The organism is Methylibium sp. Pch-M (assembly GCF_004136295.1).
In the GTDB taxonomy this organism is placed as follows: Bacteria; Pseudomonadota; Gammaproteobacteria; order Burkholderiales; family Burkholderiaceae_C; genus Methylibium; species Methylibium petroleiphilum.
This window is the reverse complement of the sequence record NZ_CP029606.1, coordinates 3339108-3362442: the sequence shown is the minus strand read 5'-3', so window position 1 is coordinate 3362442 and position 23335 is coordinate 3339108. Positions and strand designations below refer to the sequence as shown.

Here is a 23335-nt window from a genome sequence, read left to right as displayed (position 1 = left end):
TTCGACATGAAAACCCTGCTGCGCGCCTCGCTGGTGCTGTTCCTCGCGCTGACGCTGCTGACCGGCGTCGTCTACCCGCTGCTCGTCACCGGGCTCGGCCAGGCGCTGTTCCCGGCGCAGGCGGCCGGCAGCCTGCTGTTCCGGGATGGGCGGCCCATCGGCTCGTCGCTGATCGGCCAGCCGTTCGGTGCAGTCCGCTACATCTGGAGTCGTCCGTCGGCCACCATGCCGACGCCGAACAACGCCCAGGCCTCCGGAGGATCGAACCTGGGGCCGTCGAATCCGGCACTGCTGCAGGCCGTCGAGGCGCGCATCGTGGCGCTCCGGGCGGCGGACCCCGGCAACACCCTGCCGATCCCGATCGATCTGGTCACGGCCTCGGCGAGCGGGCTCGATCCGGAGATCAGTCTCGCCGGCGCCCGCTACCAGGCCGCTCGGGTGGCCCGGGCGCGCGGCCTGAGCGAAGCCGAGGTCCTGGCGCTCATCGATCGGCATGCCCGGGGCCGGTGGTTCGGTTTCCTCGGCGAGCCGCGCGTCAACGTCCTGGCGCTGAACCTGACGCTGGACGGGCGGCGGCCCTGAGGGGTCCTTCCGGGGCCGTCGCGCGCGAAGCACAATCGCCCATGCTCATCAATTGCGTGGCCTACCAGGACGGCAGCAAGCTCGCGGACCTGCCCGTCGAACAGATCAGCGACTACATCTCGCGGCCCGGCTGCTTCGTCTGGGTGGCGATGCAGGACGCCAGCACCGAGGAGCTGGAGGAGATGCGCCAGGAGTTCGGCCTGCACGAACTCGCGGTCGAGGACGCCCGGCACGGCCACCAGCGTCCCAAGATCGAGGAGTACGGCAACTCGATGTTCGCCGTGCTGCATCTCGTCGAGGCGGTGGGCCAGGACCTGAACGTCGGCGAGGTCGACGTGTTCGTCGGGCCCAATTACGTGCTGTCGGTGCGCAACCGCAGCACGCAGGGCTTCCTCGGCGTGCGCGACCGCTGCGAGCGCGAGCCGCACCTGCTCAAGCGCGGATCCGGTTTCGTGCTGTACGCGCTGATGGACGCCGTGGTCGACCGCTACTTCCCCATCATCGACACGCTCGAGTCCGAGCTCGAGACCATCGAGGAGCAGATCTTCGTCAAGGGCACGGCGCGGACCAACATCGAGCGGCTCTACGACCTGAAACGCCGCGTGATGGTGCTCAAGCATGCCGTCGCGCCGCTGCTGGAGGCGGCGGCCAAGCTGCACGGCGGCCGGGTGCCGCAGATGTGCGCCGGCACGCAGGAGTACTTCCGCGACGTGGTGGACCACCTGACGCGCATCAACGCCTCCATCGAGTCGATCCGCGACACGGTGGGCACCGCGATCCACGTCAACCTGTCGATGGTGGCGATCGAGGAGAGCGAGGTCACCAAGCGCCTGGCGGCCTGGGCCGGCATCTTCGCGGTAGCCACCGCCTTCGCCGGCATCTGGGGCATGAACTTCGACTCCATGCCGGAGCTGAAGTGGAAGTGGGGCTACCCCCTGGCGCTGGCGCTGATCGCGTCGACCTGCGGTTTCGTGTGGTGGCGCTTCCGGCGGTCGGGCTGGCTGTGAGGACGACCGTCCCCGTTGCGGCTGCATCGCTCCCCCTCCACGGAGCGACGCCGGCGGGCCGCCGGAGCCGGACCTGCGGCATCTGCGGGTGAGGCAACGTGGCGGCGTGGGTGCCGTATGACCGAATCGCGGCCCGATCCTGACCAACTGCTGGGGCAACTTCGCGACGACGAAGCGCGGGCCGCGCGCGGCAGGCTGCGCATCTACTTCGGGGCGTCGGCCGGGGTCGGCAAGACCTGCGCCATGCTGACGGCGGCGCGCAAGCTGCGCGACGAAGGCGTCGACGTGCTGGCCGGGGTGGTGGAGACGCACGGCCGCGCCGAGACGCAGGCACTGCTGCACGGCCTGGAACTGCTGCCGCCGGCCTGGGTGCGCCACCGCGACCGCGCGCTGCCGGAGTTCGACCTCGACGCCGCGCTGGCGCGCCGGCCTGCACTGCTGCTGGTCGACGAGCTGGCCCACTCCAACGTCCCGGGCTCGCGCCACCCCAAGCGCTGGCAGGACGTGGAGGAACTGCTCGATGCCGGCATCGACGTCTACACCACGCTCAACGTGCAGCACCTGGAGAGCCTGAACGACGTGGTGGGCGGCATCACCGGCATCCGCGTGCACGAGACCCTGCCCGACACCTTCTTCGACCGCGCCGACGAGGTGGTGCTGGTCGACACGCCGGCCGACGAGCTGATCGAGCGGCTCAAGGCCGGCAAGGTCTACCTGCCGGCGCAGGCGGAGCGGGCGGTCGGGCACTTCTTCCGCAAGGGCAACCTGATGGCGCTGCGCGAGCTGGCGCTGCGGCGCACCGCCGACCGCGTCGAGGACGACGTGCAGGCCTATCGCGTCGAGCAGGCCATCGCGCCGGTGTGGAAGACCGAGGCCGCGCTGCTGTGCTGCATCGGGCCGCGCGACGACTCCGACCACGTGGTGCGCAGTGCCGCGCGCCTGGCGCAGCAACTCGCGGTGGCCTGGCACGCGGTCTACGTCGAGACACCGGCGCTGCAGCGCCTGCCCGCCGCGCAGCGCGAGCGCATCCTGCAGACCGTGAAGCTCGCCGGCGAGCTGGGCGCGGTCACGGCGGTGCTGTCGGCGCAGGATGTGGCGACCGCGCTGGCCGCGCATGCGCGCGAGCACAACCTCTCCAAGCTGCTGATGGGCCACAACCGCGAACGCCCCTGGTGGCGGCGCGACACCTTCTCGCAGCGGCTGGCGCGGCTGGCGCCCGACGTGGACCTGATCGAGGTCGGCGAAGGCCAGCGACACGCCATGCCGGCGCCGCGCGAGCGCCAGGGCGAAGGCCGCCTCGCGCCCGGCCGGCCCGAGGGCTACCTCTGGGCGGCGGCGGCCTGCGCCCTGACCACGCTGGTGGCGCTGCCCCTGCAGCCGGTGTTCGAGCTCGCCAACATCGTGATGCTGTTCCTGCTCGCGGTGGTGGGCGTGGCGCTGCGCTTCGGCCGCGGCCCGGCGGTGCTGGCGGCCTTCCTGAACGTCGCCGCCTTCGACTTCTTCTTCGTCGCGCCGCAGCTGTCGTTCGCGGTGTCCGACGTGCAGTACCTGCTGACGTTCGCGGTGATGCTGGTGGTCGGGCTGCTCACCGGTCAGCTCACCGCCGGCCTGCGCTACCAGGCCAGCGTCGCAACGCACCGCGAGGCGCGCTCGCGGGCGCTGTTCGAACTGGCTCGCGACCTGTCGGGTGAGCTGCTGACCGACCAGGTCGTCCACACGGCCGAACAGGCGATCGAACGTGAATTCCGCGGCCGTGCGCGCACCTTCCTGCAGGACGACGCGGGTCGCCTGCAGTGGCCGCGCAGCGGCGCCGATGCGCCCGGCCTGGACCTCGGCACGGCCCAGTGGGTACTCGACCACGGCGACGCGGCCGGGCTCGGCACCGACACCCTGCCTGGCACCGCCTGGCTCTACCTGCCGCTGAAGGCGCCGATGCGCTCGCGCGGCGTGCTGGCGCTGCAGCCCACGCAGCCGCGGCTGCTGCTGGTTCCCGAGCAGCGCCGCCAGCTCGAGACCTTTGCGGTGCTGACCGCGATCGCCCTGGAACGCGTGCACTACGTCGAGGTGGCGCAGCAGGCGACGGTGCAGATCGAGTCGGAGCGCCTGCGCAACTCGCTGCTGTCGGCGCTGTCGCACGACCTGCGCACGCCGCTGGCGGCGCTCTACGGCCTGGCCGACACCCTGGTCGACGGCACGCAGGGCGAGGCGCAGGAGATGGCGCGGGCACTCGGCGCGGAGGCGCGGCGCCTGAACGCGATGGTCGGCAAGCTGCTCGACATGGCGCGACTGCAGAGCGGCGCGGTGCAGCTCGACCGGCAGTGGCAGCCGATCGAGGAGGTGGTGGGCAGCGCGCTGCGCTCGCTCGGCCCGGCCCTGGTGCGCCACCCGGTGCGGACCGAGCTGCCGGACGGCCTGCCGCTGGTGTGCTTCGATGCGGCGCTGATCGAGCGCGTGCTGTGCAACCTGCTGGAGAACGCCGCGAAGTACACGCCCTCCGGCAGCGTGGTGACGATCAGCGCCCGGGTGCAGGGCGAGGAGTTGGTCGTCAGCGTGAGCGATCGCGGCCCCGGCCTCCCGGCCGGCCGGGAGGAGGCGCTGTTCGAGAAGTTCGTGCGCGGCGAGCGCGAGTCGGCCACCGCGGGCGTGGGCCTGGGCCTGGCGATCTGCCGCGCGATCGTCGAGGCGCACGGCGGCCACATTCGCGCCGGCCGTGGCGACGGCCCGCCCGAGCGGCCGGGCGCGAACTTCGGCTTCAGCCTGCCGCTCGGCACGCCGCCGGCGCTGCCGCAGCCCGAGGCCGTGACGGGGGACGCCGCACTCGACGGTGCCTTGCCATGAGCGATCTCGCGCCCACCGCGATCATCGTCGAGGACGAGCCGCAGATCCGCCGCTTCGTGCGCATCGCGCTGGAGGGCGAGGGCTGGCTGGTGTTCGATGCGGCGACCCTCAGGCAGGGACTGGTCGAGGCCGGTACGCGGCGGCCGGACCTGATCGTGCTCGACCTCGGCATGCCCGACGGCGACGGGGTCGGCTACCTGCAGGACCTGCGGGCCTGGTCGCAGGTGCCGGTGATCGTGCTGTCGGCACGCGCCGACGAGGCCGACAAGATCGCCGCGCTCGATGCCGGCGCCGACGACTACCTGACCAAGCCCTTCGGTGTCGGCGAACTGCTGGCGCGCGTGCGCGTGGCGCGGCGGCGCGCGCAGGGCGTCTCGGACACCGGGGCCGTGCACGTTCGCTTCGGCGCAGTCGATGTCGACCTTGCGTCACGCGTCGTGGCGCGCGACGGCGAACCGGTGCACCTGACGCCGATCGAGTACCGGTTGCTCACGCTGCTGATCGCCAACACCGGCAAGGTGCTGACGCACCGGCAGCTGCTGCGCGAGGTCTGGGGCCCGAACGCGGTGGAGCACAGCCACTACCTGCGCATCTACATGAGCCAGTTGCGGCGCAAGCTGGAGGCCGACCCGGCGCGGCCGGAGCACTTGCTCACGGAGACCGGCGTCGGCTATCGCTTCGTGACCCGGGCGATGGGCTGAAGGCTCCGGCTCAGTCCGCTGGCCGGTGGTGCGGCAGCGGCAGTGCCCGCGATGCCGGCCGCTGCAGCGCCTGCCACGACAACGCGGTCAGACTGGCGCACAGCCACGCGGTGTAGAGCGTGTGGCTCAGGTAGTGCGCGCCGCGCGCCATCTGCGCGAGGCCGAACACGGCGCCAACCGCGCACAGCGCGATCAGCACGGCGCGCGCCGCCGCGGGGCGCCGCGTGCGCAGCAGGACGGCCAGTGCCAGGAAGGAGAACGCGCCGGAGGCGTGGCCCGAGGGAAAGCAGTGGCCCGGACCGCCGTCGCCGATGCCGAAGCGCCAGTGCGAGACGTAGCGCGCCACGCCGCCGAACTCCTGCAGCTCCCAGGGACAACTGGTGAGGCTGTGACGCTTGAGCAGCGGGATCAGCACCAGGCAGACGATCGTGATGCCCAGGGCCCACAGGCGTTCGCGTGGCGTGGCGCCGCGCCAGGGACCGAAGGGGCGCAGCGTGATCGCGACCGTGAGCACGAACAGCGCCACGCTGAGCCAGCGACCGCCCTGGTGCAGCAGCCCGGCGGTCAGCCAATGGTTGCGCCAGGCGAATCCGTCGGCATCGCCGACCTGCCGCAGCAGCGCCATGTCGAGGCCACTGCTGTCCCAGAGCATCAACAGCGCCAGCCCGGCCAGCGCGAGCAACAGGTCACGTTGTGCGCCCGACAGGCGCGCGACATCAGGACGCGGCACGGCAGGGGGCCAGCGCGTCGAGCGCGGGCTGGTACTCGCCAGACCGCACGCGCGCCAGACCCAGCACGGTGTGGAACAGGTTGTCGTGGCTCAAGGCGGTGTCGAGCCGGCCGCGCAGGCAGCCCAGGTCGAGCCGGTCGGCCTGCAGCCGCTGCGGTGGCAGCCAGGCGATCATCGGCACGTGCTTCTGCTCGCGCGGCGCGATCGCGTAGGGCAGGCCGTGCAGGTAGAGGTTGTTCTCGCCCAGCGACTCGCCGTGGTCCGACAGGTAGAGCATCGCCGGGTCGTAGCTGGCGGTCTGCTGCCGGAGCCAGCGCACCGATTGCGCCAGCACGTGATCGGTGTAGGCGATCGAGTTGTCGTAGGCATTGACGAGCCGCTGGTGGTCGCACTGCTGCAGCACGGTGCTCGTGCACTCGGGTGTGAAGCGCTTGCGATCGGCCGGTGAGCGTTGCGAGTACGCCGGACCGTGGCTGCCCATCTGGTGGATCACCAGCACCACGCCGCGCGCACGCTGGGTCGCCGGCAGTGCGGCAAGGCGGGCATCGAGTCCATGCAGCATCGCCTCGTCCAGGCATTCGCCGTTCGGGCACAGGCGGGCGTCGGGCGGTGTCGCGCCTGGTGCCGGCTGCTCGGGGCGGGTGTGCGGCACGCGATCGCACACCTCCTTGCAGCCTGCCTGGTTCTCGATCCACAGCACCGCGAGGCCGGCGTGCTGCAGCAGGTCGAGCAGGTTCTCGTAGTTGTGCGAGCGCGCCTCGTGGGCCGTGCGGCCGAGGTGCGACACCATGCAGGGCAGGGACGCTGCTGTGTTGGTGCCGCAGGACGTGACGTTGCGGAAGCTCAGCACGTCGAGCGCGCGCAGTTCCGGGTCGGTATCGCGCGGATAGCCGTTCAGTGCGAAGTGGTCGGCGCGGGCGGTCTCGCCGACCACCAGCAGCAGCAGCGGCGTGCGCTGGCCGGCCAGCGGCGCCAGCGGGCGGGCATCGAGGCCGATCGGCATCGGCGGCCCGGCGGGCCTGGCCTGCTTCGCGTAGGCGACGCGGCCCACCGAATAGAAGCCGTTGAGCGGATTGACAAGGTAGCGGAGCTCCTTGTGATTGCGCATCGTTCCCGACAGGTCCTGGAAACACAGCAGCGTCATCGCCGCCAGCACCACCAGCGCGCCTGCCAGGCCCGCCAGATTGCGGATCGCCCGCACCGACCAGCGTCGGTAGTCGACGGGCTGACGCCACAGCCACCACAGTGGCAGCGCGGCCAGCAGCAGCAGCGATTCCAGCAACCGCAGACTGAGCAGGTCGCGTGTCTCGCGCACGTCGGTGCCCAGCACATTGAGGATCATCGTGGGGTCGATGACGACGCCGTAGCTGCCCATGAAATGCGCGCTCACCGCCGCCGTCAGCAGCACCACGGTGAGGGCCGGCTTGAAGGTCGGGCGCCACGCCAGCAGGCTCAGCAACGCGGCCATTGCTGCGGCGATCATCAGCCCGAATCCGATGCCGAACAGCAGACCGCGCGTGCCGGTGACATCGGGCAGGCCCGCGAAGGCTTTCCAGAGTGGCCAGTTGGCCGGGCCGGCGATCCATAACGAGACCCACCAGGCCAGGGCCAGCGGGCTGCGGGATGGGGCCGCATGGGTCTCGGTGTCGGGGGCGTTGCGCCGGCGGAGCAGGAAAGGGGCGCGGGGCAGCGAATGGGGCAACAGCATCCGGCTGACTGTGCCGGCGCCGCATTAGCGGGGCCTTAAGGCCGTGGCACCGCGCGGCGGCCGGGGGAGGCCCGGCCGCTCTCGGTCACTTGAACAGGTCCTTGACCCGGTCGGTCCAGCTCTTGGCATTCGGCGAATGGCGCTCGCCGCCCTTCTTCAGGCTCTCGTCAAGTTCCCTCAGCAGCTTGCGTTGGTGTTCCGTCAGCTTGATCGGGGTCTCGACCGCCACGTGGCAGTACAGATCGCCCGGGTAGCTGGACCGCACGCCCTTGATGCCCTTGCCGCGCAGCCGGAAGGTCTTGCCGTGCTGCGTGCCTTCGGGCAACTCGATCTCGGCCTTGCCGCCCAGCGTCGGCACCTCGATCGCACCACCCAGTGTCGCCGTCGCGATGCCGATCGGGATCGTGCAGTGCAGGTCGTCGCCGTCGCGCTCGAAGATGTCGTGCGCCTTGATGCGGATCTCGATGTACAGGTCGCCGGCCGGGCCGCCGTTGGTGCCGGGCTCGCCGTTGCCGGCCGAGCGGATGCGCATGCCCTCGTTGATGCCGGCCGGGATCTTGACCTCCAGCGTCTTGTTGCTCTTGATGCGGCCGGCGCCGTTGCAGGCCGTGCAGGGCTCGGGAATGATCTTGCCGGTGCCGTGGCAGCTGGGGCAGGTCTGCTGGATGCTGAAGAAGCCCTGGCGCAGATGCACCTGGCCGGAGCCGCTGCAGGTGGGGCAGGTCTTCGCGCTGGTGCCGGGCTTGGCGCCGGTGCCGTCGCAGGTGCTGCAACTGTCCCAGCTCGGGATGCGGATCTGCGTGTCCTTGCCGCGCGCCGCTTCCTCGAGCGTGATCTCCATCGCGTAGCTGAGGTCGTTGCCGCGGTACACCTGCTGGCCGCCCGGGCCGCGGCGCTGGCCGTTCTGGCCGAAGATGTCGCCGAAGATGTCACCGAAGGCCTCGGCGAAGCCGCCGTAGGCCTCGGGACCGCCTGCGCCGCGGCCGCCCATGTTCGGGTCGACGCCGGCGTGGCCGTACTGGTCGTAGGCGGCTCGCTTCTGCGCGTCGGACAGCATCTCGTAGGCCTCCTTGGCCTCCTTGAAGCTCTCCTCGGCCTTCTTCGCCCCGTCGCCCTGGTTGCGATCGGGGTGGTGCTTCATGGCCAGCTTGCGGTAGGCCTTCTTGATGTCTTCTTCGCTGGCGTTCTTGGCGACGCCGAGGGTCTCGTAGTAGTCACGCTTCGCCATGAGGGCTGCCTTCTTAATGTGCAAAGCCCCCGTGCGCCGATGACGGCTCACGGGGGAGGCTCACCGGGGTGGGCTCGTCTTACTTCTGGTCCTTGACTTCCTTGAACTCGGCGTCGACGACGTTGTCGTCGGCCGGCTTCGATGCGGTCGCCTCGGCCGCCGGCGCTTCGCTGCCGCCCGCTGCCGCACCGGCCGCGGCCTGAGCCGCCTGCATGTCGGCATAGACCTTCTCGCCGAGCTTCTGGCTCGCGGACATCAGCGCCTCGGTCTTGGCCTCGATCTCGGCCTTGTCCTCGCCCTTGAGTGCGGTCTCGGCGTCCTTCAGCGCGGACTCGATCTTCTCCTTCTCGCCGGCGTCGAGCTTGTCGCCATGCTCGGCGAGGCTCTTCTTCACGCTGTGCACCATGGCGTCGGCCTGGTTGCGCGCCTGCACGAGCTCGAGCTTCTTCTTGTCCTCGGCCGCATTGAGCTCGGCGTCCTTCACCATCTTCTGGATCTCTTCCTCGCTGAGGCCGGAGTTCGCCTTGATGGTGATCTTGTTTTCCTTGCCGGTGCCCTTGTCCTTGGCGCCGACGTGCAGGATGCCGTTGGCGTCGATGTCGAAGCTCACCTCGATCTGCGGCATGCCGCGCGGCGCCGGCGCGATGCCCTCGAGGTTGAACTCGCCCAGCATCTTGTTGCCCGAGGCCAGCTCGCGCTCGCCCTGGAACACCTTGATCGTCACCGCCGGCTGGTTGTCGTCGGCGGTGCTGAAGGTCTGCGCGAACTTGGTCGGGATGGTGGTGTTCTTCGTGATCATCTTCGTCATCACGCCGCCCAGCGTCTCGATGCCGAGCGACAGCGGGGTCACGTCGAGCAGCAGCACGTCCTTGCGGTCACCGGCCAGCACCTGGCCCTGGATGGCGGCACCGACGGCCACCGCCTCGTCCGGGTTCACGTCCTTGCGCGGCTCCTGGCCGAAGAACTCCTTCACCTTCTCCTGCACCTTGGGCATGCGGGTCATGCCGCCGACCAGGATCACGTCGTTGATCTGGCTGGTGGAAACGCCCGCGTCCTTGATGGCGGTGCGGCAAGGCGCGATCGTGCGTTCGATCAGCTCCTCGACCAGCGCCTCGAGCTTGGCGCGCGTGAGCTTGATGTTCAGGTGCTTCGGGCCGCTGGCGTCGGCCGTCACGTAGGGCAGGTTGATGTCGGTCTGCGTGCTGTTGGACAGCTCGATCTTGGCCTTCTCGGCGGCTTCCTTGAGCCGCTGCAGCGCCAGCACGTCCTTGCTCAGGTCGACGCCTTGCTCCTTCTTGAACTCGGCGATGATGTAGTCGATCACGCGCTGGTCGAAGTCCTCGCCGCCGAGGAAGGTGTCGCCGTTGGTCGACAGCACCTCGAACTGCATCTCGCCGTCGACATCGGCGATCTCGATGATCGAGATGTCGAAGGTGCCGCCGCCGAGGTCGTAGACGGCGATCTTGCGGTCGCCGCCCTTGCCGTCGTTGTGCTTGTCCAGGCCGAAGGCCAGCGCGGCCGCCGTCGGCTCATTGATGATGCGCTTGACGTCCAGACCGGCAATGCGGCCGGCGTCCTTGGTGGCCTGGCGCTGCGCATCGTTGAAGTAGGCCGGCACGGTGATCACGGCCTCGGTCACCGTCTCGCCGAGGTAGTCCTCGGCGGTCTTCTTCATCTTGCGCAGCACCTCGGCGCTCACCTGCGGCGGCGCGAGCTTGTTGCCCCGCACCTCGACCCAGGCGTCGCCGTTTTCGGCCGCGGCGATGGTGTAGGGCATCAGGTCGATGTCCTTCTGCACTTCCTTCTCGGTGAACTTGCGGCCGATCAGACGCTTCACCGCGTACAGCGTGTTGCGCGGGTTGGTGACGGCCTGCCGCTTGGCCGAAGCGCCGACGAGCACCTCGCCGTCCTCCTGGTAGGCAATGATCGACGGCGTGGTGCGCGCACCTTCGCTGTTCTCGATCACCTTGGTGGTATTGCCTTCCATGATGGCGACGCACGAGTTGGTGGTCCCCAGGTCGATGCCGATGATCTTGGCCATGGTCAAAACTCCTTCAAGCTGAAATCTGTTGCTGGGAAGCTGTGGATAACTTCCGTCGATTCAAGAGGGCGCGGTGTTATTTCGGCGCCGCGACAGTGACGAGCGCCGGGCGCAGCACGCGGTCGGCGATCAGGTAGCCCTTCTGCAGCACGGCCACCACGGTGTTGGCCTCCTGCTCGACCGGCACCATCGTGATCGCCTGATGCTGGTGGGGGTCGAACTTGGTGCCGGCCGGCGGCGAGATCTCGATCACCTTGTTGCGCTCCAGCGCGGTGGCCAGCTGGCGCAGCGTGGCGTGCGTGCCCTCGCGCAACTGCTCGACGGTGGCACCCTCGATCGCGAGGGCGGCCTCCAGGCTGTCCTTCACGGGCAGCAGGCTGTCGGCGAAGCCTTCGACCGCGAACTTGCGGGCCTTGCTCATTTCCTCTTCGGCGCGGCGGCGAGTGTTCTCGGCCTCGGCCTTGGCGCGCAGGTAGGCGTCTGCCATCTCGGAATGCTTGGCTTCCAGTTCGGCCAGGCGCTGCTCGGGCGTCGATGCGGCGGGGGTGGTGCTCAAGTCCGGCGTGTCCGCGGCAAAGGACGGTTCGGGCGCGCCAGGTGCTTGATTTTCTTCAGGTTTTTCCATTTTCAGGGTGAGCTTCTGCGGGATCGGACAGCAACTTGGGCCGGAGTCCGCATTTTCAAGAGGGGCATTTTGATCTGTGGCAGGCCCCAGCGACGCCCGGTGCGGCGACGATGCCCGGGCTGGAGCCTGCCGGCCGCGCTACCTGTCCAGCGCGGCGCTCCAGCGGTCCCAGTCGGCGAGCTGACGCCGGTCGCGCTTGGTGGGGCGGCCCTGGTCGATGCTGAGGGCGGGCTCGGGCGCGATGCGCTGCTGCGCAGCGCGGGCTTCACGTTTCGCGAGGCTGGCTGCGGTCTCGTCGTACAGGGCCTGGGCCTGGGGGGCCGGGCCGCGCATGCTGGACACGCCGCGCACGATCACCGTGCGCGACAGGCCACCGCTCTGGCGCAGGTGCAGTTCGTCGCCGACCCGGACTTCGCGCGAGGCCTTGGCCGGTACGCCGTTGACCTCGATCCGGTGCTTGCCGATCTCCTCGGCGGCGAGGCTGCGCGTCTTGTAGAAGCGCGCGGCCCACAGCCATTTGTCGAGGCGAACCCCCGGGCTGGTGGCGCTCATGCCTGGGCCCCCAGTTGGCGGGCCCGAAGGGCCTGGGCCTGCAGGGCCGCCGGATCCGGCGCCGTCTGGGTCGGCCAGCCTTGCAGGTGGCGGATCGCGATGTCGCTCAGCGCGGCGATCCACTCGTGCCGATCGTTCAGGCAGGGGATGTAGTGGAATGCCTCGCCACCGGCATGCAGGTAGGCCTGACGGGCTTCCTGCGCAATCTCCTCCAGCGTTTCGAGGCAGTCCGAGGTGAAGCCGGGGCAGGCCACATCGACGCGCCGGATGCCCTGCTGCGCCAGTTGCACCAGCGTCGGCTCGGTGTAGGGCTCCAGCCACTTGGCCTTGCCGAAGCGGCTCTGGAAGGTCACCAGCACCTGCTCCGGCTTCAGTCCCAGCCGCTCGGTCAGCAGCCGCGCTGTCTTCTGGCACTCGCAGTGATACGGATCACCGAGGCGCAGCGTGCGTTCGGGCACGCCGTGGAAGCTGAGCACCAGCCGCTCGGCGCGGCCGTTGCGCATCCAGTGATCCTCGATGCAGCGACCGAGCGCAAGGATGTAGCCCGGGTCGTCGTGGTAGTGGTTGACGAAGCGCAGCTCCGGCACGCGCCGGGTGCGAGCGGCCCAGGCGTAGACGGCGTCGAACACGCTGGCGGTGGTGGCGGCGGCGTACTGCGGGTACAGCGGCAGCACGAGGATGCGCGTCGCGCCATCGGCCTTCAGCGCGTCGAGCTGGCTCGCCACCGAGGGCTGGCCATAGCGCATCGCCGCGCGCACCAGCACCGGGTGGCCGCGCTCGCCCAGATAGCCGGTGAGCAGCTTGGCCTGCTTTTCGGTCCAGACCTTCAGCGGCGAGCCCTCGGCCGTCCAGATGCTGGCGTACTTGGCGGCCGACTTGGCGGGTCGCACCCGCAGCACGATGCCGTGCAGGATGGGCAGCCACACCGCGCGCGGGATCTCGACGACCCGCGGGTCGCTCAGGAATTCGGCGAGGTAGCGGCGCAGTGCGGGGGCGCTCGGTTCGTCCGGCGTGCCCAGGTTGACGAGCAGGATCGCGCAGCGTTCGGCGCCGCCGTGACGGTGCCCGGGTTCGGGGGCATGCTTCATGAGCGGGCGGCGATGCGCAGGGCGTCGAGGTCGTTCATCACGCGGTCGATGTCGATCGGTTTGGTCCAGTAACCGGCGAATCCGGCGTCGGTCGCGCGTTGCAGATCCTGCGGCATCGTGTCGGCGGAGCACATGAAGGCCGGTGTGCGTTCGAAGTCCGGCCTGCGGCGCAATTCGGCCAGCACGTCATAGCCCGTGGTGCTGGGCAGGTGGGCATCGAGGACCAGCACGTCGGGTTGCCATTCGTCCGCCATTGTCAGCGCTTCCGGGCCATCCTCGGCGATTCGCAGATCGATCCCGCCGCGCAGCTTGATCGCTTCTTCGAACAGGATGGCGTTGATGCGGTTGTCCTCGACGTAGAGCATGCGCAGCGGCAGGGCGGTCGAGGGGGGCGCTGCAAGCGGTGGAGCGAGGTCCGCCGCCGCGGCATCACCCGCCGGGTCGACGGGCGCCTGCAGCGGCAGCTCCAGCCGCGCCTGCGTGCCGTGCCCCGGGCGGCTGCTCAGCGACAGGCGCCCGTTCATCTCCTCGGCGAGCCGACGCGAGATGACCAGACCGAGTCCGGTGCCCTCGATGGCCGATGTCTCGCGGCCCAGGCGCTCGAACGGTTGGAACAACCGCGCAAGGTCGTCCGCCTCCAGGCCGAAGCCTTGGTCCTCGATCAGCAGCGTGCAGTACGGGATCGTGCCGTCGAGCACGGCTGAACAGTGCAGTTCGCCGCCCTCCCGGTTGTACTTGACGCCGTTGGACAGCAGGTTCAGCAGCACCTGCCGCAGGCGCTGCGGATCGGCCTGCACCGACAGGTCCGGTTCGATGCGGTTGCACACCGTCACCCGGCGCTGCGCCGCCTGCGGGCGGATCAACTCGAGTGCCGCGTCGACCGCCGCTCGCAGAGGCAGCGATTCGAGCCGGATCGACAACCGGCCCTCCTCGACCTGCTGCAGGTCGAGCACATCGTTCACCAGCGCCAGCAGGTGCTCGCCGGCCTGCAGGATGTGGTCGCCGAACTGGGCGACGCGCGCGCCGCCGGGCGCGTCGTCCTTGCGCAGCAGCTGCGCGAAGCCGATCACCGCATTCAGCGGGGTACGCATCTCGTGGCTCATGCGCGAGAGGAATGCGCTCTTGGCCTGGCTCGCCAGCTCGGCTGCGGCCTTGTCGCGCAACGCCTGTTCGGCCATCTTCTGGCGCGTGACGTCGGTGTGCGTGCCGACGATGCGCCGCGGGCTGCCGTCGGCCCGGCGCTCGACGATCTTGCCGCGCTCGTAGACCCAGATCCACTGGCCGTCCTTGTGGCGCAGTCGGTGTTCGGTGCGGTATTCGGTGATCTCGCCGGCGCGGTAGCGCCGGATGGCGTCGATCACGCCCGGGCGATCCTCGGGGTGGATGCGGCGCGACCACTCGCGGGTCGAGGTGCCGATCTCGTCATCGCGGTAGCCGAGCATGGCCTTCCAGCGCGGCGAGTAGAAGACCAGTTGCGTATCTTCGTCGTAGTCCCAGATGCCGTCGCCGGCGCCTTCGAGCGCGAACTTCCAACGCGCCTCGGCCTGGGCCAACTCGGCCTCCGCGCCACGCTGGGCGGTGATGTCGCGGAAAGTCACCACGCAGGAAAGCCGGCTGTCGTCGGGATGGGCGCGCAGCGGCTGCACGTTCAGGCGCAGCAGGCGCTCGCTGCCGTCCGGCCGTCGCAGCCGATGCACCCGGTCGAGCGCACTCCGGCCACTCAGGAGCACCTCGCGAACCGGATGCCGGTCGTGCTCGACCAGGCGCCCGTCTTCCTCCAGCAGCTTGTAGCCCAGGCGCCCGAGGCGCTGTCCAGCCAGCGTCGTTGCGCGGGCCCCCAGCAGCGTACAGGCGGACGGGTTCGCGGTGACGATCCGGCGATCCGGCCCGATGACCAGCAGGCCGTCGGTGATCGACGCCGCCACCGAGCGGTAGAGCGTCTCGCTGAGCGCGAGCTGCTGCTCGGCGCGGCTGCGCTCCGTCACGTCGTGCTGCACGCCGACGTAATGGGTCACGCGGCCCAGCGCGTCATGTACCGGTGCCACGTGCAGCTCGTTGATGAAGGAGGTGCCGTCGGCGCGCTGGTTGCGCAGCGTGACGGTACACGCGCGTTCGGCGGCAAGCGCCTCGCGCAGCCGGGTCAGTCCGGGCTGGTCGCGATCGCCGGCCTGCAGAAAGCGACCGTTGCGACCGATCACCTGGTCGAGCGGCAGGCCGCTCAGGCGCTCGAAGGCGGTGTTGGCGTAGATCAGCGGCAGATCAGGCTGGGTGGCGTCGGCGACCACCATCGGCAGGGCAGCCTCGGCCTCCAGCGCGCGCTGCATCAATTGGACATTGCGTTCCAGGTGGCGCAATTCGGTCAGATCGCGCGTCAGGTACAGCACGCGGTCGTCGCCCATCGGCGAGATGCGGGCTTCGAAGTTGCGAACCCGGCCGTCCAGCGTCGGCAGTTCGTACTCGATTCGCTGCACTTCGCCGCTGCGCAGCGCCTCGGCAATCGAGCGCATGGCCAGGCTCGCCAGCGGTTCGGGCACGGCCTCGGCGAAGTGCTTGCCGCGCAACTCCCCGAAAGGCCGAAGCAGGCTCGGGTGCCGTTCGTCGCTGCACTCGACGTGGCGGCCCTCGGCATCGATCACGAACCACAGATCGGGCAGTGAACGCAGCACGGCTCCGAGCCGGGCCTGCTGCTCGGCGAGTTCGAGCTCGGTGCGGCGCCGCCGCGTGATGTCGATCGACAGGTGAATGACGCTGCCATCGGCCAGCAACTGGTCGGTCACCAGCACGTGCTGCTGGCCGAAGCGCAGCTCGTGCTGGCGACCCTCGGCGGTCGTGAGCCCGAGCCGCCATGCGGCGAACTCGGCCTCACGGCCGCTGGCGTCGGGATAAGCGCCGGCCCGCAGCAGCGCGTGGACGAGATCCGGCCAGTGGGACGGCCACTCGGGCAGGAAGCGCTGCATGCCGGTGCGCCAGGCGGTGTTGCTCAGCACGATGCGGCCGCTGGGGTCGCTGACCATCACGCCGGCGGCGACGCCTTCGATGGCCGCCTGCAGCAGTGCCTGGGTGCGCTGTTCCTGGGTGCGCCGGTTCAGTTCCTCGGTGATGTTGCGCGCGGCGCCGCGATAGCCCTTGAACTGTCCCGTGGCATCGAAGACCGGGTCGCCGCTGGTGGAGATCGTGATCGTGCCGTGCGCCGCGTCGCGATCGGCGACGGCGTTGCGAAAGGGCCGCCGTTGCGCCCGTGCGGCCACCAGGGCCTCCCAGGAAGCGCGATGCTCATCGTCGCGCGCGCGGTGCATGCCCTGGCCGAACCGGCCCACCTCATGACTGGGAAGGTGACCCGTGTGGGCTTCCACGCTGTCGGACACCCAGCTGATGGTGCCGTGCTCGTCGGTCTCCCAGAGCCAGTCGCTGCCGGCGCGGCTCGCACCGCGCACGCGGCTTTCCTGCAGGCGCGAGCGCTGTTCCTGAAGCCGCGCCTGAAGCAATGCACTGGTCAGCGTCGCCAGATCGCGCAGGGTGGCCAGGGCATCGGGGGGCAGTCGCCCAGGTCGTGCGTCGATCGCACAGACGGTGCCGATCCGTTGGCCGTCGACCTGCACGGGCACCGCGGCATAGGCACGAAGGCGCGGGGCGCCGACGACGAGCGGGTTGTCGGCAAATCGTTCGTCCCGCTGCGCATCGACGACCTCCATCGCATCGTTCCCGAGGACGGTGTGTGCGCAGAAGGCGACCTTGCGCGGCGTCTCGCGAACCTCGAGGCCGACCGACGCGGGGAACCACTGGCGGTCGGCGGCGACCAGGCTGATCGCGCCGACGGTCCAGCCGCTGTGCTGCTGGGCGAGCCGCGCGATCGCCGCGAAAGCGGGGTCTACCTCGGTGTCGAGGATGCGCAGTTCGTGCAGGACGCGCAGGCGCTCGGCATCGTCGGCGGGCGCTGGGGCCGATTTCATTCAGCGGTCGGTCACCGGTTGGAGAGGCAACGTAATGTAGCGGAGCGTCACGCCCGGAGGCGGCGATGGTCGCGGCCGGCCCCATGGCGCCGTGCTTCGGTCACACTGCGTCCGGGGGCGATCTGCAATGAACCTGGACACGGGCAAGCTCCGCGCGCTGACGCTGGATCTGGACGACACGCTGTGGCCGATCTGGCCGACCATCGCGCGCGCCGAATCGGCCTTGCAGGCCTGGCTGCAGCGGCATGCGCCGCGCGTCACCGAGCGGTTCGACCTGGCCGCGATGCGGGCCGACCGCGAGGCGGTGGCGCGCGAGCGACCTGACTGGGCGCACGATCTCAGTGCCCTGCGGCGCGAGAGCATCCGGCGCCTGCTGGTCGCGGCGGGGGAAACGGAATCCTTGCTAGACGCCGCGTTCTCGGTCTTTCTCGCCGAGCGACAGCGCGTCGATCTCTATGCCGATTCGCTGCCGGCTCTGCAGCGGCTGGCTGCGCGCTGGCCGCTGTTCGCACTGAGCAACGGCAACGCCGATCTGGCGCGGATCGGGCTGCAACCCTGGTTCCGAGGCAGCCTCGCGGCGAGAGAATTCGGGGTCGGCAAGCCCGATCCTCGCATCTTCGCCGCGGCCTGCGAGCGTCTGGGTTGCGCACCGGATGAAGTGCTGCACGTCGGTGACGATCTGCGGCTCGACGTGCACGGTGCGCTCGACGCTGGCATGCAGGCCGCCTGGGTGCGCCGCGACGGTGAGGGGGGAGAAGGCGACATCATCAGGCCCGGGGTGCGCTGCTGGCAGGGGCCCGATCTGCTCGCACTGGCCGACCGATTGGGTGTCTGAGGAGCTCAGTCGGTCGAGCGCGGCTCGGTGTCCTGGAAGCTCAGCACGTCGAAGTTGACGGTCGGGGCCGTCGGGTCGGTCGGCGAGGCACCGAGGCAGATCACGCCGCGGCCGTGCAGCGTGCAGCTGCCGCGGCGCAACGCGATCACCTCGTCGCGACCGGCGAAGCGGACGTAGGTGCCGTTGTAGCTGAGGTCGCTCACCTGGAAGGTGCCGCCGTGCCATTCGACGCGGGCGTGCGAGCGCGAGACGCGCGTGTCGTCGATGCAGTAGGTCGCCTGCGGGCTTCGGCCCAGCACGGCGGGCAGATCGACGCCGGCGAACACCCGGGTGACGTCCAGCCAGGCCAGGCGGATACCGTCCGGCGCCGGCATCGGCACCGAGCCCTCGAACAGCGTGGCCACGGTCTCGCCGAAGCGCCGCGCATCGAGCCGGTAGACCTGCACCGGCTCCTGGCGGCCACGCAGCTGCAGCTTGCTGAGGGAGCGGAAGCGGCTGCGGTGCTCGGCGTCCAGTCCGTCGAGCACCTGCTGGGTGGAGAGCGTCTCGTTGTCCCCGGCACTGTCGAGCAGGCGAGCCGCCACGTTCACGGCGTCGCCGAAGCAGTCGCCATTGAGTTCCACGACCTCGCCGTGCGCCATGGCGACCTGCAGCTTCAGCGCCTGCCGGCGCGTGCCGCTCTGCGGTGCGCCGGCGACGATGCGGTCCAGAGACTCGTGCATCTCGTCGGCGGCCTCGATGCCACCCTGCGGCTGCTCGAACACCGCCATCAGGCCATCGCCCAGCGTCTTGACGACCTGGCCGCCGCAACTGCCGACGATCTGCGCCATCAGGGCGACGCTCTGCGTCACGACCGACGCCGCCTCGGCGTTGCCGAGCTTCTCGAACAGGCCGGTGCTGCCGCGCAGGTCGGCAAACAGAACGGTGCGTTGGAGCAGTGAAGTCATCAAGCCGGCGTGAGATATGTCACGCAAAGTTTATCCCGCGTGGCAGGACGCCTCCATCCCCAACAAGTCCAGCATGAAAAAAGCCCGGCGCAAGGCCGGGCTTCGGGCGGACAGGGCCGCGCTCAGAGATTGTCCAGGTACGTGCGCAGCTTGTCGGACCGGCTCGGGTGCTTGAGCTTGCGGATCGCCTTGGCCTCGATCTGGCGGATGCGCTCGCGCGTCACGTCGAACTGCTTGCCCACTTCTTCCAGCGTGTGGTCCGTGCTCATCTCGATGCCGAAGCGCATGCGCAGCACCTTGGCCTCGCGCGGGGTCAGCGAGTCGAGGATGTCCTTCACCACGTCGCGCAGGCCGGCCTGCATCGCCGCCTCGATCGGCGCCGTGTTGTTCGTGTCCTCGATGAAGTCGCCCAGGTGGCTGTCGTCGTCGTCGCCGATTGGCGTCTCCATGGAGATCGGCTCCTTGGCGATCTTCATGATCTTGCGGATCTTGTCCTCGGGCATCTCCATCTTCTCGGCCAGCGTCGGGGCGTCCGGCTCGAAGCCGAACTCCTGCAGGTGCTGGCGCGACAGCCGGTTCATCTTGTTGATCGTCTCGATCATGTGCACCGGGATGCGGATGGTGCGCGCCTGGTCGGCGATCGAGCGCGTGATGGCCTGGCGGATCCACCACGTGGCATAGGTCGAGAACTTGTAGCCGCGGCGGTATTCGAACTTGTCCACCGCCTTCATCAGGCCGATGTTGCCCTCTTGAATGAGGTCGAGGAACTGCAGGCCGCGGTTGGTGTATTTCTTGGCGATCGAGATCACCAGGCGCAGGTTGGCCTCGATCATCTCCTTCTTTGCGTCGCGCGAGGCCTTCTCGCCCTGGTTCATCTTCTTGTTGATGAGCTTCAGGTCGTCGATCGGCACGACCGCGCGGCTCTGCAGGTCGATCAGCTTCTGCTGCAGGTCCTGGATGGGCGGCAGGTTGCGCGCCATCACCGCGCTGTACGACTTGTTGGCCGCGATCTCCTTCTCGGCCCACTTCAGGTTCAGCGAGTTCGGCGGGAAGGTCTTGATGAAGTGGTCCTGCGGCATGCCGCACTTGTCGACCACGATCTTGCGCAGTTCGCGCTCGTAGCGGCGGATGTCGTCGACCTGCGAGCGCAGGATCTGGCACAGCCGCTCGATGGTCTTGACCGTGAAGCGCAGGCTCATGATCTCGGAGCTCACGCCCATCTGCGCGCGGTTGTAGGCGGGCGACTTGTAGCCTTCCTTCTCGTAAGCCTTGCGCATGCGGTCGAAGTGCGTGCGCAGTTCGTCGAAACGCACCAGCGCCTGCGTCTTCAGTTCCTCGAGCTTCTTGGTCAGCGCCTTCGAGCCGCCGTTGCCGTCGTCGTCGTCTTCCTCGTCGAACTCGTCGAAGTCTTCTTCGGCGACGTAGTCGTCTGCCTCCTCGTTCGACACGAAGCCGTCGACCGCCTCGGAGATCTGCATCTCGCCGGCGCGGATCTTGTCGGCCAGCACCAGGATCTCGGCGATCGTGGTGGGCGATTCGCTGATCGCCAGCATCATCGCCTGCAGCCCGCCCTCGATGCGTTTGGCGATCTCGATCTCACCCTCGCGCGTCAGCAACTCGACCGTGCCCATCTCGCGCATGTACATGCGCACCGGGTCGGTGGTGCGGCCGAACTCGGAATCGACGGTCGATAGCGCCGCCTCGGCTTCTTCCTCGGCCTCCTCGTCGGTCGACGTCGCGGTGGAGCCGCCGGCGATCAGCAGCGTGGCGGCATCTGGTGCCTGCTCGTAGACGGCGATGCCCATGTCGTTGAGCATCGACACGATGGCCTCGAGGATCTCGGCCTCGATCAGCTTCTCGGGCAGGTGGTCGTTGATTTCCTGGTGCGTCAGGAAACCGCGCGTCTTGCCCATCTTGATGAGCGTCTTGAGCTCCTGGCGGCGCTTGGCCACCTCGTCCTCGGTCAGCGCCGTCTCATCGAGCCCGAATTCGCGCATCAGCGCGCGCTCCTTGGCGCGCGAGACCTTCATGCGCAGCGGCTTGGCCTTGGGCTTGTCGCCACCGGTGTCCTCGGCGCTGGCTTCGCCTTCGAGGTCGGCCTCGATGTCGCCCAGGTCCTCGTCGAGCACTGGCAGCGCCTGCTTGGCGGCCGGCTTGCGGCCCGGCTTGCCCTTGGGGGCCTCGGGCGCGGCGGCTTTGGCCGTCTTGGCCGAGGTCTTGGCCGGAGCGGCAGCTGCCTTGGCCTTCTTCGGGTCGGTCTCGGCCTTGCCGGCCGGCTTGGCTGCGGCCTTGGCGGCGGGCGCCGGCGCGGCGGCCTTCGATGGCTTGCTCGCAGGGGCGGGAGCGCTCTTCTTCGCGGTCATGCGATTCCTTGGAGGATGGGTGTCTCGGGTGCCTGAAGCCATGCGCCGTGCGCCGCCCTGGCACCGCATGGCCGTGAGAGGCACCGTGCAGACACAGGTCGGGCAGCCGTCGGGCCGCAGGGGGCCGTCGGGGCATCGGCGTTGGCGGGCAAGCTCGCGTGAGTGTCCTGAAGGTGCAGCCCTGGCGGGGGAGGGTGGCCTGTTGGTAACCCTTGTCGAGGGTGGCCGGGGCCCGGAGGTGCTGCGCTCACTCTTGCCGCATACGACTAGCCGATGATTATCGGCGATTCCCGGTCGGGCGTCAAAGCCGCAGGGTCAGGAACTTGCCGTGGTCTGCCCGCGCGCGAGGCGGCGCTTGATCTCGTCGGCGTTCTGGCGGGTGCGACGGATCGTGTCCAGCATGTCTGCGGTGAGCGGTTCGGCGGCGGTGAGGCTTTCCAGGTCGCGCTCCAGCGCATCGAGGCGCACGCGGTCGGCCACCACCCGCAGTTCGGCCTCGGCGTGCTCGCCGACCTCCACCTCGTGCAGCGCGCCGATGCGCTGTGCCAGCTCGGTCAGTCCCGAGCCTTCGCCGCTGGCCTGCATCTCGGCGAGCAGGGTCTGCGGCGACAGCGGGCCCTCTTCGTGGAAGCGGCGGTCGAGCCAACGGAAGAAGCTGCCATGGGGGTCGAGCACCTCGCACAACAGCTCGTGAGTGGCCACGTCGAGCCGGTCCCACAGGTCGCAGCGCTGCACCAGCAGCCAGGCCCCGCGGTCGAGTGAGCTGGTCGCGGCGCGCAGCGCCCGCCGGCTGGGGCGCGGCGGCGGCCGCGCGGCCTCGCGCCGCGGCAGCGCCTGGCCACCCCAGAGCGCCTGCAGTTCTGCGGATTCGAGGGCGCCAGCCCGCGCCAGTTCGCCCAGCAGCTGGCGCCGCAGCGCGCCGTCCGGCAGCGCCGACCACAGCGGCTTGGCGTTGGCAAGCATGCGCGCGCGCCCTTCGGCGCTGTCGAGATCGCAGCCCTCGCGGGCCGCCTCGAGCAGCTGGCGCGACAGCGGCACCGCCTGCTCGACGCAGGCCTCGAAGGCGGCGGTGCCGTGCGCACGCACGAAAGAATCGGGGTCGTGCTCGGCCGGCAGGAACAGGAACTTCATGCTGCGCGTGTCGCTGGCATGCGGCAGCGCCGCCTCCAGCGCGCGGCCGGCGGCACGGCGGCCGGCCGCATCGCCGTCGAAGCTGAAGACGATGCGGTCGGTGAATCGCAGCAGTTTGTGCACGTGCTCGGCGGTGCAGGCGGTGCCGAGCGTCGCCACGGCGTTCGGAAATCCGAGCTGGGCAAGGGCCACGACGTCCATGTAGCCCTCGACCACCAGTGCGTAGCCGCGCTCGCGCAGCGCCTGGCGGGCCTCATACAGGCCGTAGAGCTCGCGGCCCTTGACGAACACCGGCGTCTCCGGCGAATTGAGGTACTTCGGCTCGCCGGTGTCGAGCACGCGACCGCCGAAGCCGATGACCTCGCCCTGCACCGAGCGGATCGGGAACATGATGCGGTCGCGGAAGCGGTCGTAGCGCTTCTGCTCCGGCCCTTCGTCGCCCTGCACGATCACCAGCCCCGATTCGGCGAGCAACGGGTCGTCGTAGCGCGGGAACACGCTGGCGAGGCCTCGCCACCCTTCGGGTGCGTAGCCCATGCCGAAGCGTGCCGCGATCTCGCCAGTCAGCCCGCGGCCCTTGAGATAGCTCACCGCGCGCGGGCTGCCCCTGAGCTGCTTGCGCCAGTGCTCGCCGGCCTTCGCCAGCACCTCGCTCAGCGTGGCCTGGCGCTCCTTCGCCGCCCTGGCGCGCTCGCGCTCCTCGGGCGAGCTGTCTTCCTGGGGCACGGTCATGCCCAGGCGCTGCGCGAGGTCGCGCACCGCCTCGGGGAAGTCGAGCCCGACATGCTCCGTCAGAAAGCGCAGCGCATGGCCCTGGGCACCGCAGCCGAAGCAGTGATAGAACTGCTTGGCCGGGATCACGTAGAAGCTCGGCGTCTTCTCGCCGTGGAAGGGGCAGAGGCCCTTGAAGTCCTTGCCGGCGCGCTTGAGCTCGACGTGCGGACCGATGACCTCGACGATGTCGGCGCGGGCGAGCAGTTCGTCGATGAAGGTCTGTGGAATCACGCAG

Annotated in this window: 16 protein-coding genes; 5 read left to right on the top strand and 11 right to left on the bottom strand. The window is 69.6% G+C overall.

The features are described from left to right. The first annotated feature begins 6 nt into the window (after positions 1-6). The 4 genes from kdpC to kdpE all read left to right on the top strand — a co-directional run bounded on the left by kdpC (position 7) and on the right by kdpE (position 5128). On the top strand, positions 7-582 hold the full coding sequence (gene kdpC, locus C1M51_RS16205; RefSeq protein WP_129451415.1) for a potassium-transporting ATPase subunit KdpC: 576 nt from the start codon (positions 7-9) through the stop codon (positions 580-582). Between the two features lie 41 nt (positions 583-623). Then, positions 624-1589 (top strand): magnesium/cobalt transporter CorA, encoded by a 966-nt coding sequence (gene corA, locus C1M51_RS16200; protein ID WP_129451413.1) that lies wholly within the window; start codon positions 624-626, stop codon positions 1587-1589. 117 nt (positions 1590-1706) lie between these two features. Beyond that, positions 1707-4427 (top strand): two-component system sensor histidine kinase KdpD, encoded by a 2721-nt coding sequence (gene kdpD, locus C1M51_RS16195; RefSeq protein ID WP_129451411.1) that lies wholly within the window; start codon positions 1707-1709, stop codon positions 4425-4427. Beyond that, entirely contained in the window at positions 4424-5128 is a 705-nt protein-coding gene (kdpE, locus tag C1M51_RS16190; protein WP_129451409.1) for a two-component system response regulator KdpE, read from the top strand. The genes kdpD and kdpE overlap by 4 nt, the downstream gene beginning before the upstream one ends. 10 nt (positions 5129-5138) lie before the next feature. On the opposite strand, the gene C1M51_RS16185 is transcribed toward kdpE, so the two are convergent. The 8 genes from C1M51_RS16185 to C1M51_RS16150 form a co-directional block, all read right to left on the bottom strand. Continuing rightward, positions 5139-5858, bottom strand: a complete 720-nt coding sequence (locus C1M51_RS16185; RefSeq protein ID WP_242499800.1) for a phosphatase PAP2 family protein — start codon at positions 5856-5858, stop codon at positions 5139-5141. Next, on the bottom strand, positions 5845-7566 hold the full coding sequence (locus C1M51_RS16180) for a phosphoethanolamine transferase (RefSeq protein WP_129451407.1): 1722 nt from the start codon (positions 7564-7566) through the stop codon (positions 5845-5847). Before C1M51_RS16180 ends, C1M51_RS16185 begins: the two co-directional genes overlap by 14 nt. 85 nt (positions 7567-7651) lie before the next feature. Further along, a complete protein-coding gene (dnaJ, locus tag C1M51_RS16175) occupies positions 7652-8794 on the bottom strand; it encodes a molecular chaperone DnaJ (RefSeq protein ID WP_011830087.1) in 1143 nt (380 codons plus the stop codon). Between the two features lie 79 nt (positions 8795-8873). Next, on the bottom strand, positions 8874-10835 hold the full coding sequence (dnaK, locus tag C1M51_RS16170) for a molecular chaperone DnaK (protein ID WP_129451405.1): 1962 nt from the start codon (positions 10833-10835) through the stop codon (positions 8874-8876). Positions 10836-10911: 76 nt separating this feature from the next. After that, the gene (gene grpE, locus C1M51_RS16165) at positions 10912-11460 is read right to left on the bottom strand and encodes a nucleotide exchange factor GrpE (RefSeq protein ID WP_129451403.1); all 549 of its coding nucleotides are present in this window, start codon (positions 11458-11460) and stop codon (positions 10912-10914) included. Between the two features lie 138 nt (positions 11461-11598). Beyond that, positions 11599-12012 carry an RNA-binding S4 domain-containing protein gene (locus C1M51_RS16160; protein ID WP_129451401.1) on the bottom strand — a complete coding sequence of 138 codons (414 nt, stop codon included), beginning with the start codon at positions 12010-12012 and terminating at the stop codon, positions 11599-11601. Continuing rightward, on the bottom strand, positions 12009-13100 hold the full coding sequence (hemH, locus tag C1M51_RS16155; protein WP_129451399.1) for a ferrochelatase: 1092 nt from the start codon (positions 13098-13100) through the stop codon (positions 12009-12011). The genes C1M51_RS16160 and hemH overlap by 4 nt, the downstream gene beginning before the upstream one ends. After that, positions 13097-17050, bottom strand: coding sequence for a PAS domain S-box protein (locus tag C1M51_RS16150; RefSeq protein WP_129451397.1), 3954 nt, complete (start codon positions 17048-17050; stop codon positions 13097-13099). The genes hemH and C1M51_RS16150 overlap by 4 nt, the downstream gene beginning before the upstream one ends. A gap of 127 nt (positions 17051-17177) precedes the next feature. On the opposite strand from C1M51_RS16150, the gene C1M51_RS16145 reads away from it, so the two are divergent. Beyond that, the gene (locus C1M51_RS16145; RefSeq protein ID WP_129451395.1) at positions 17178-17885 is read left to right on the top strand and encodes an HAD family hydrolase; all 708 of its coding nucleotides are present in this window, start codon (positions 17178-17180) and stop codon (positions 17883-17885) included. 5 nt (positions 17886-17890) lie between these two features. Here C1M51_RS16145 and C1M51_RS16140 read toward each other — a convergent pair whose 3' ends face one another. The 3 genes from C1M51_RS16140 to dnaG all read right to left on the bottom strand — a co-directional run bounded on the left by C1M51_RS16140 (position 17891) and on the right by dnaG (position 23331). Continuing rightward, on the bottom strand, positions 17891-18832 hold the full coding sequence (locus tag C1M51_RS16140; RefSeq protein ID WP_129451393.1) for an adenylate/guanylate cyclase domain-containing protein: 942 nt from the start codon (positions 18830-18832) through the stop codon (positions 17891-17893). 122 nt (positions 18833-18954) lie between these two features. Continuing rightward, the gene (gene rpoD / locus C1M51_RS16135; protein ID WP_129451391.1) at positions 18955-21195 is read right to left on the bottom strand and encodes an RNA polymerase sigma factor RpoD; all 2241 of its coding nucleotides are present in this window, start codon (positions 21193-21195) and stop codon (positions 18955-18957) included. Between the two features lie 315 nt (positions 21196-21510). Then, the gene (gene dnaG, locus C1M51_RS16130; protein ID WP_129451389.1) at positions 21511-23331 is read right to left on the bottom strand and encodes a DNA primase; all 1821 of its coding nucleotides are present in this window, start codon (positions 23329-23331) and stop codon (positions 21511-21513) included. Positions 23332-23335: the final 4 nt, after the last annotated feature.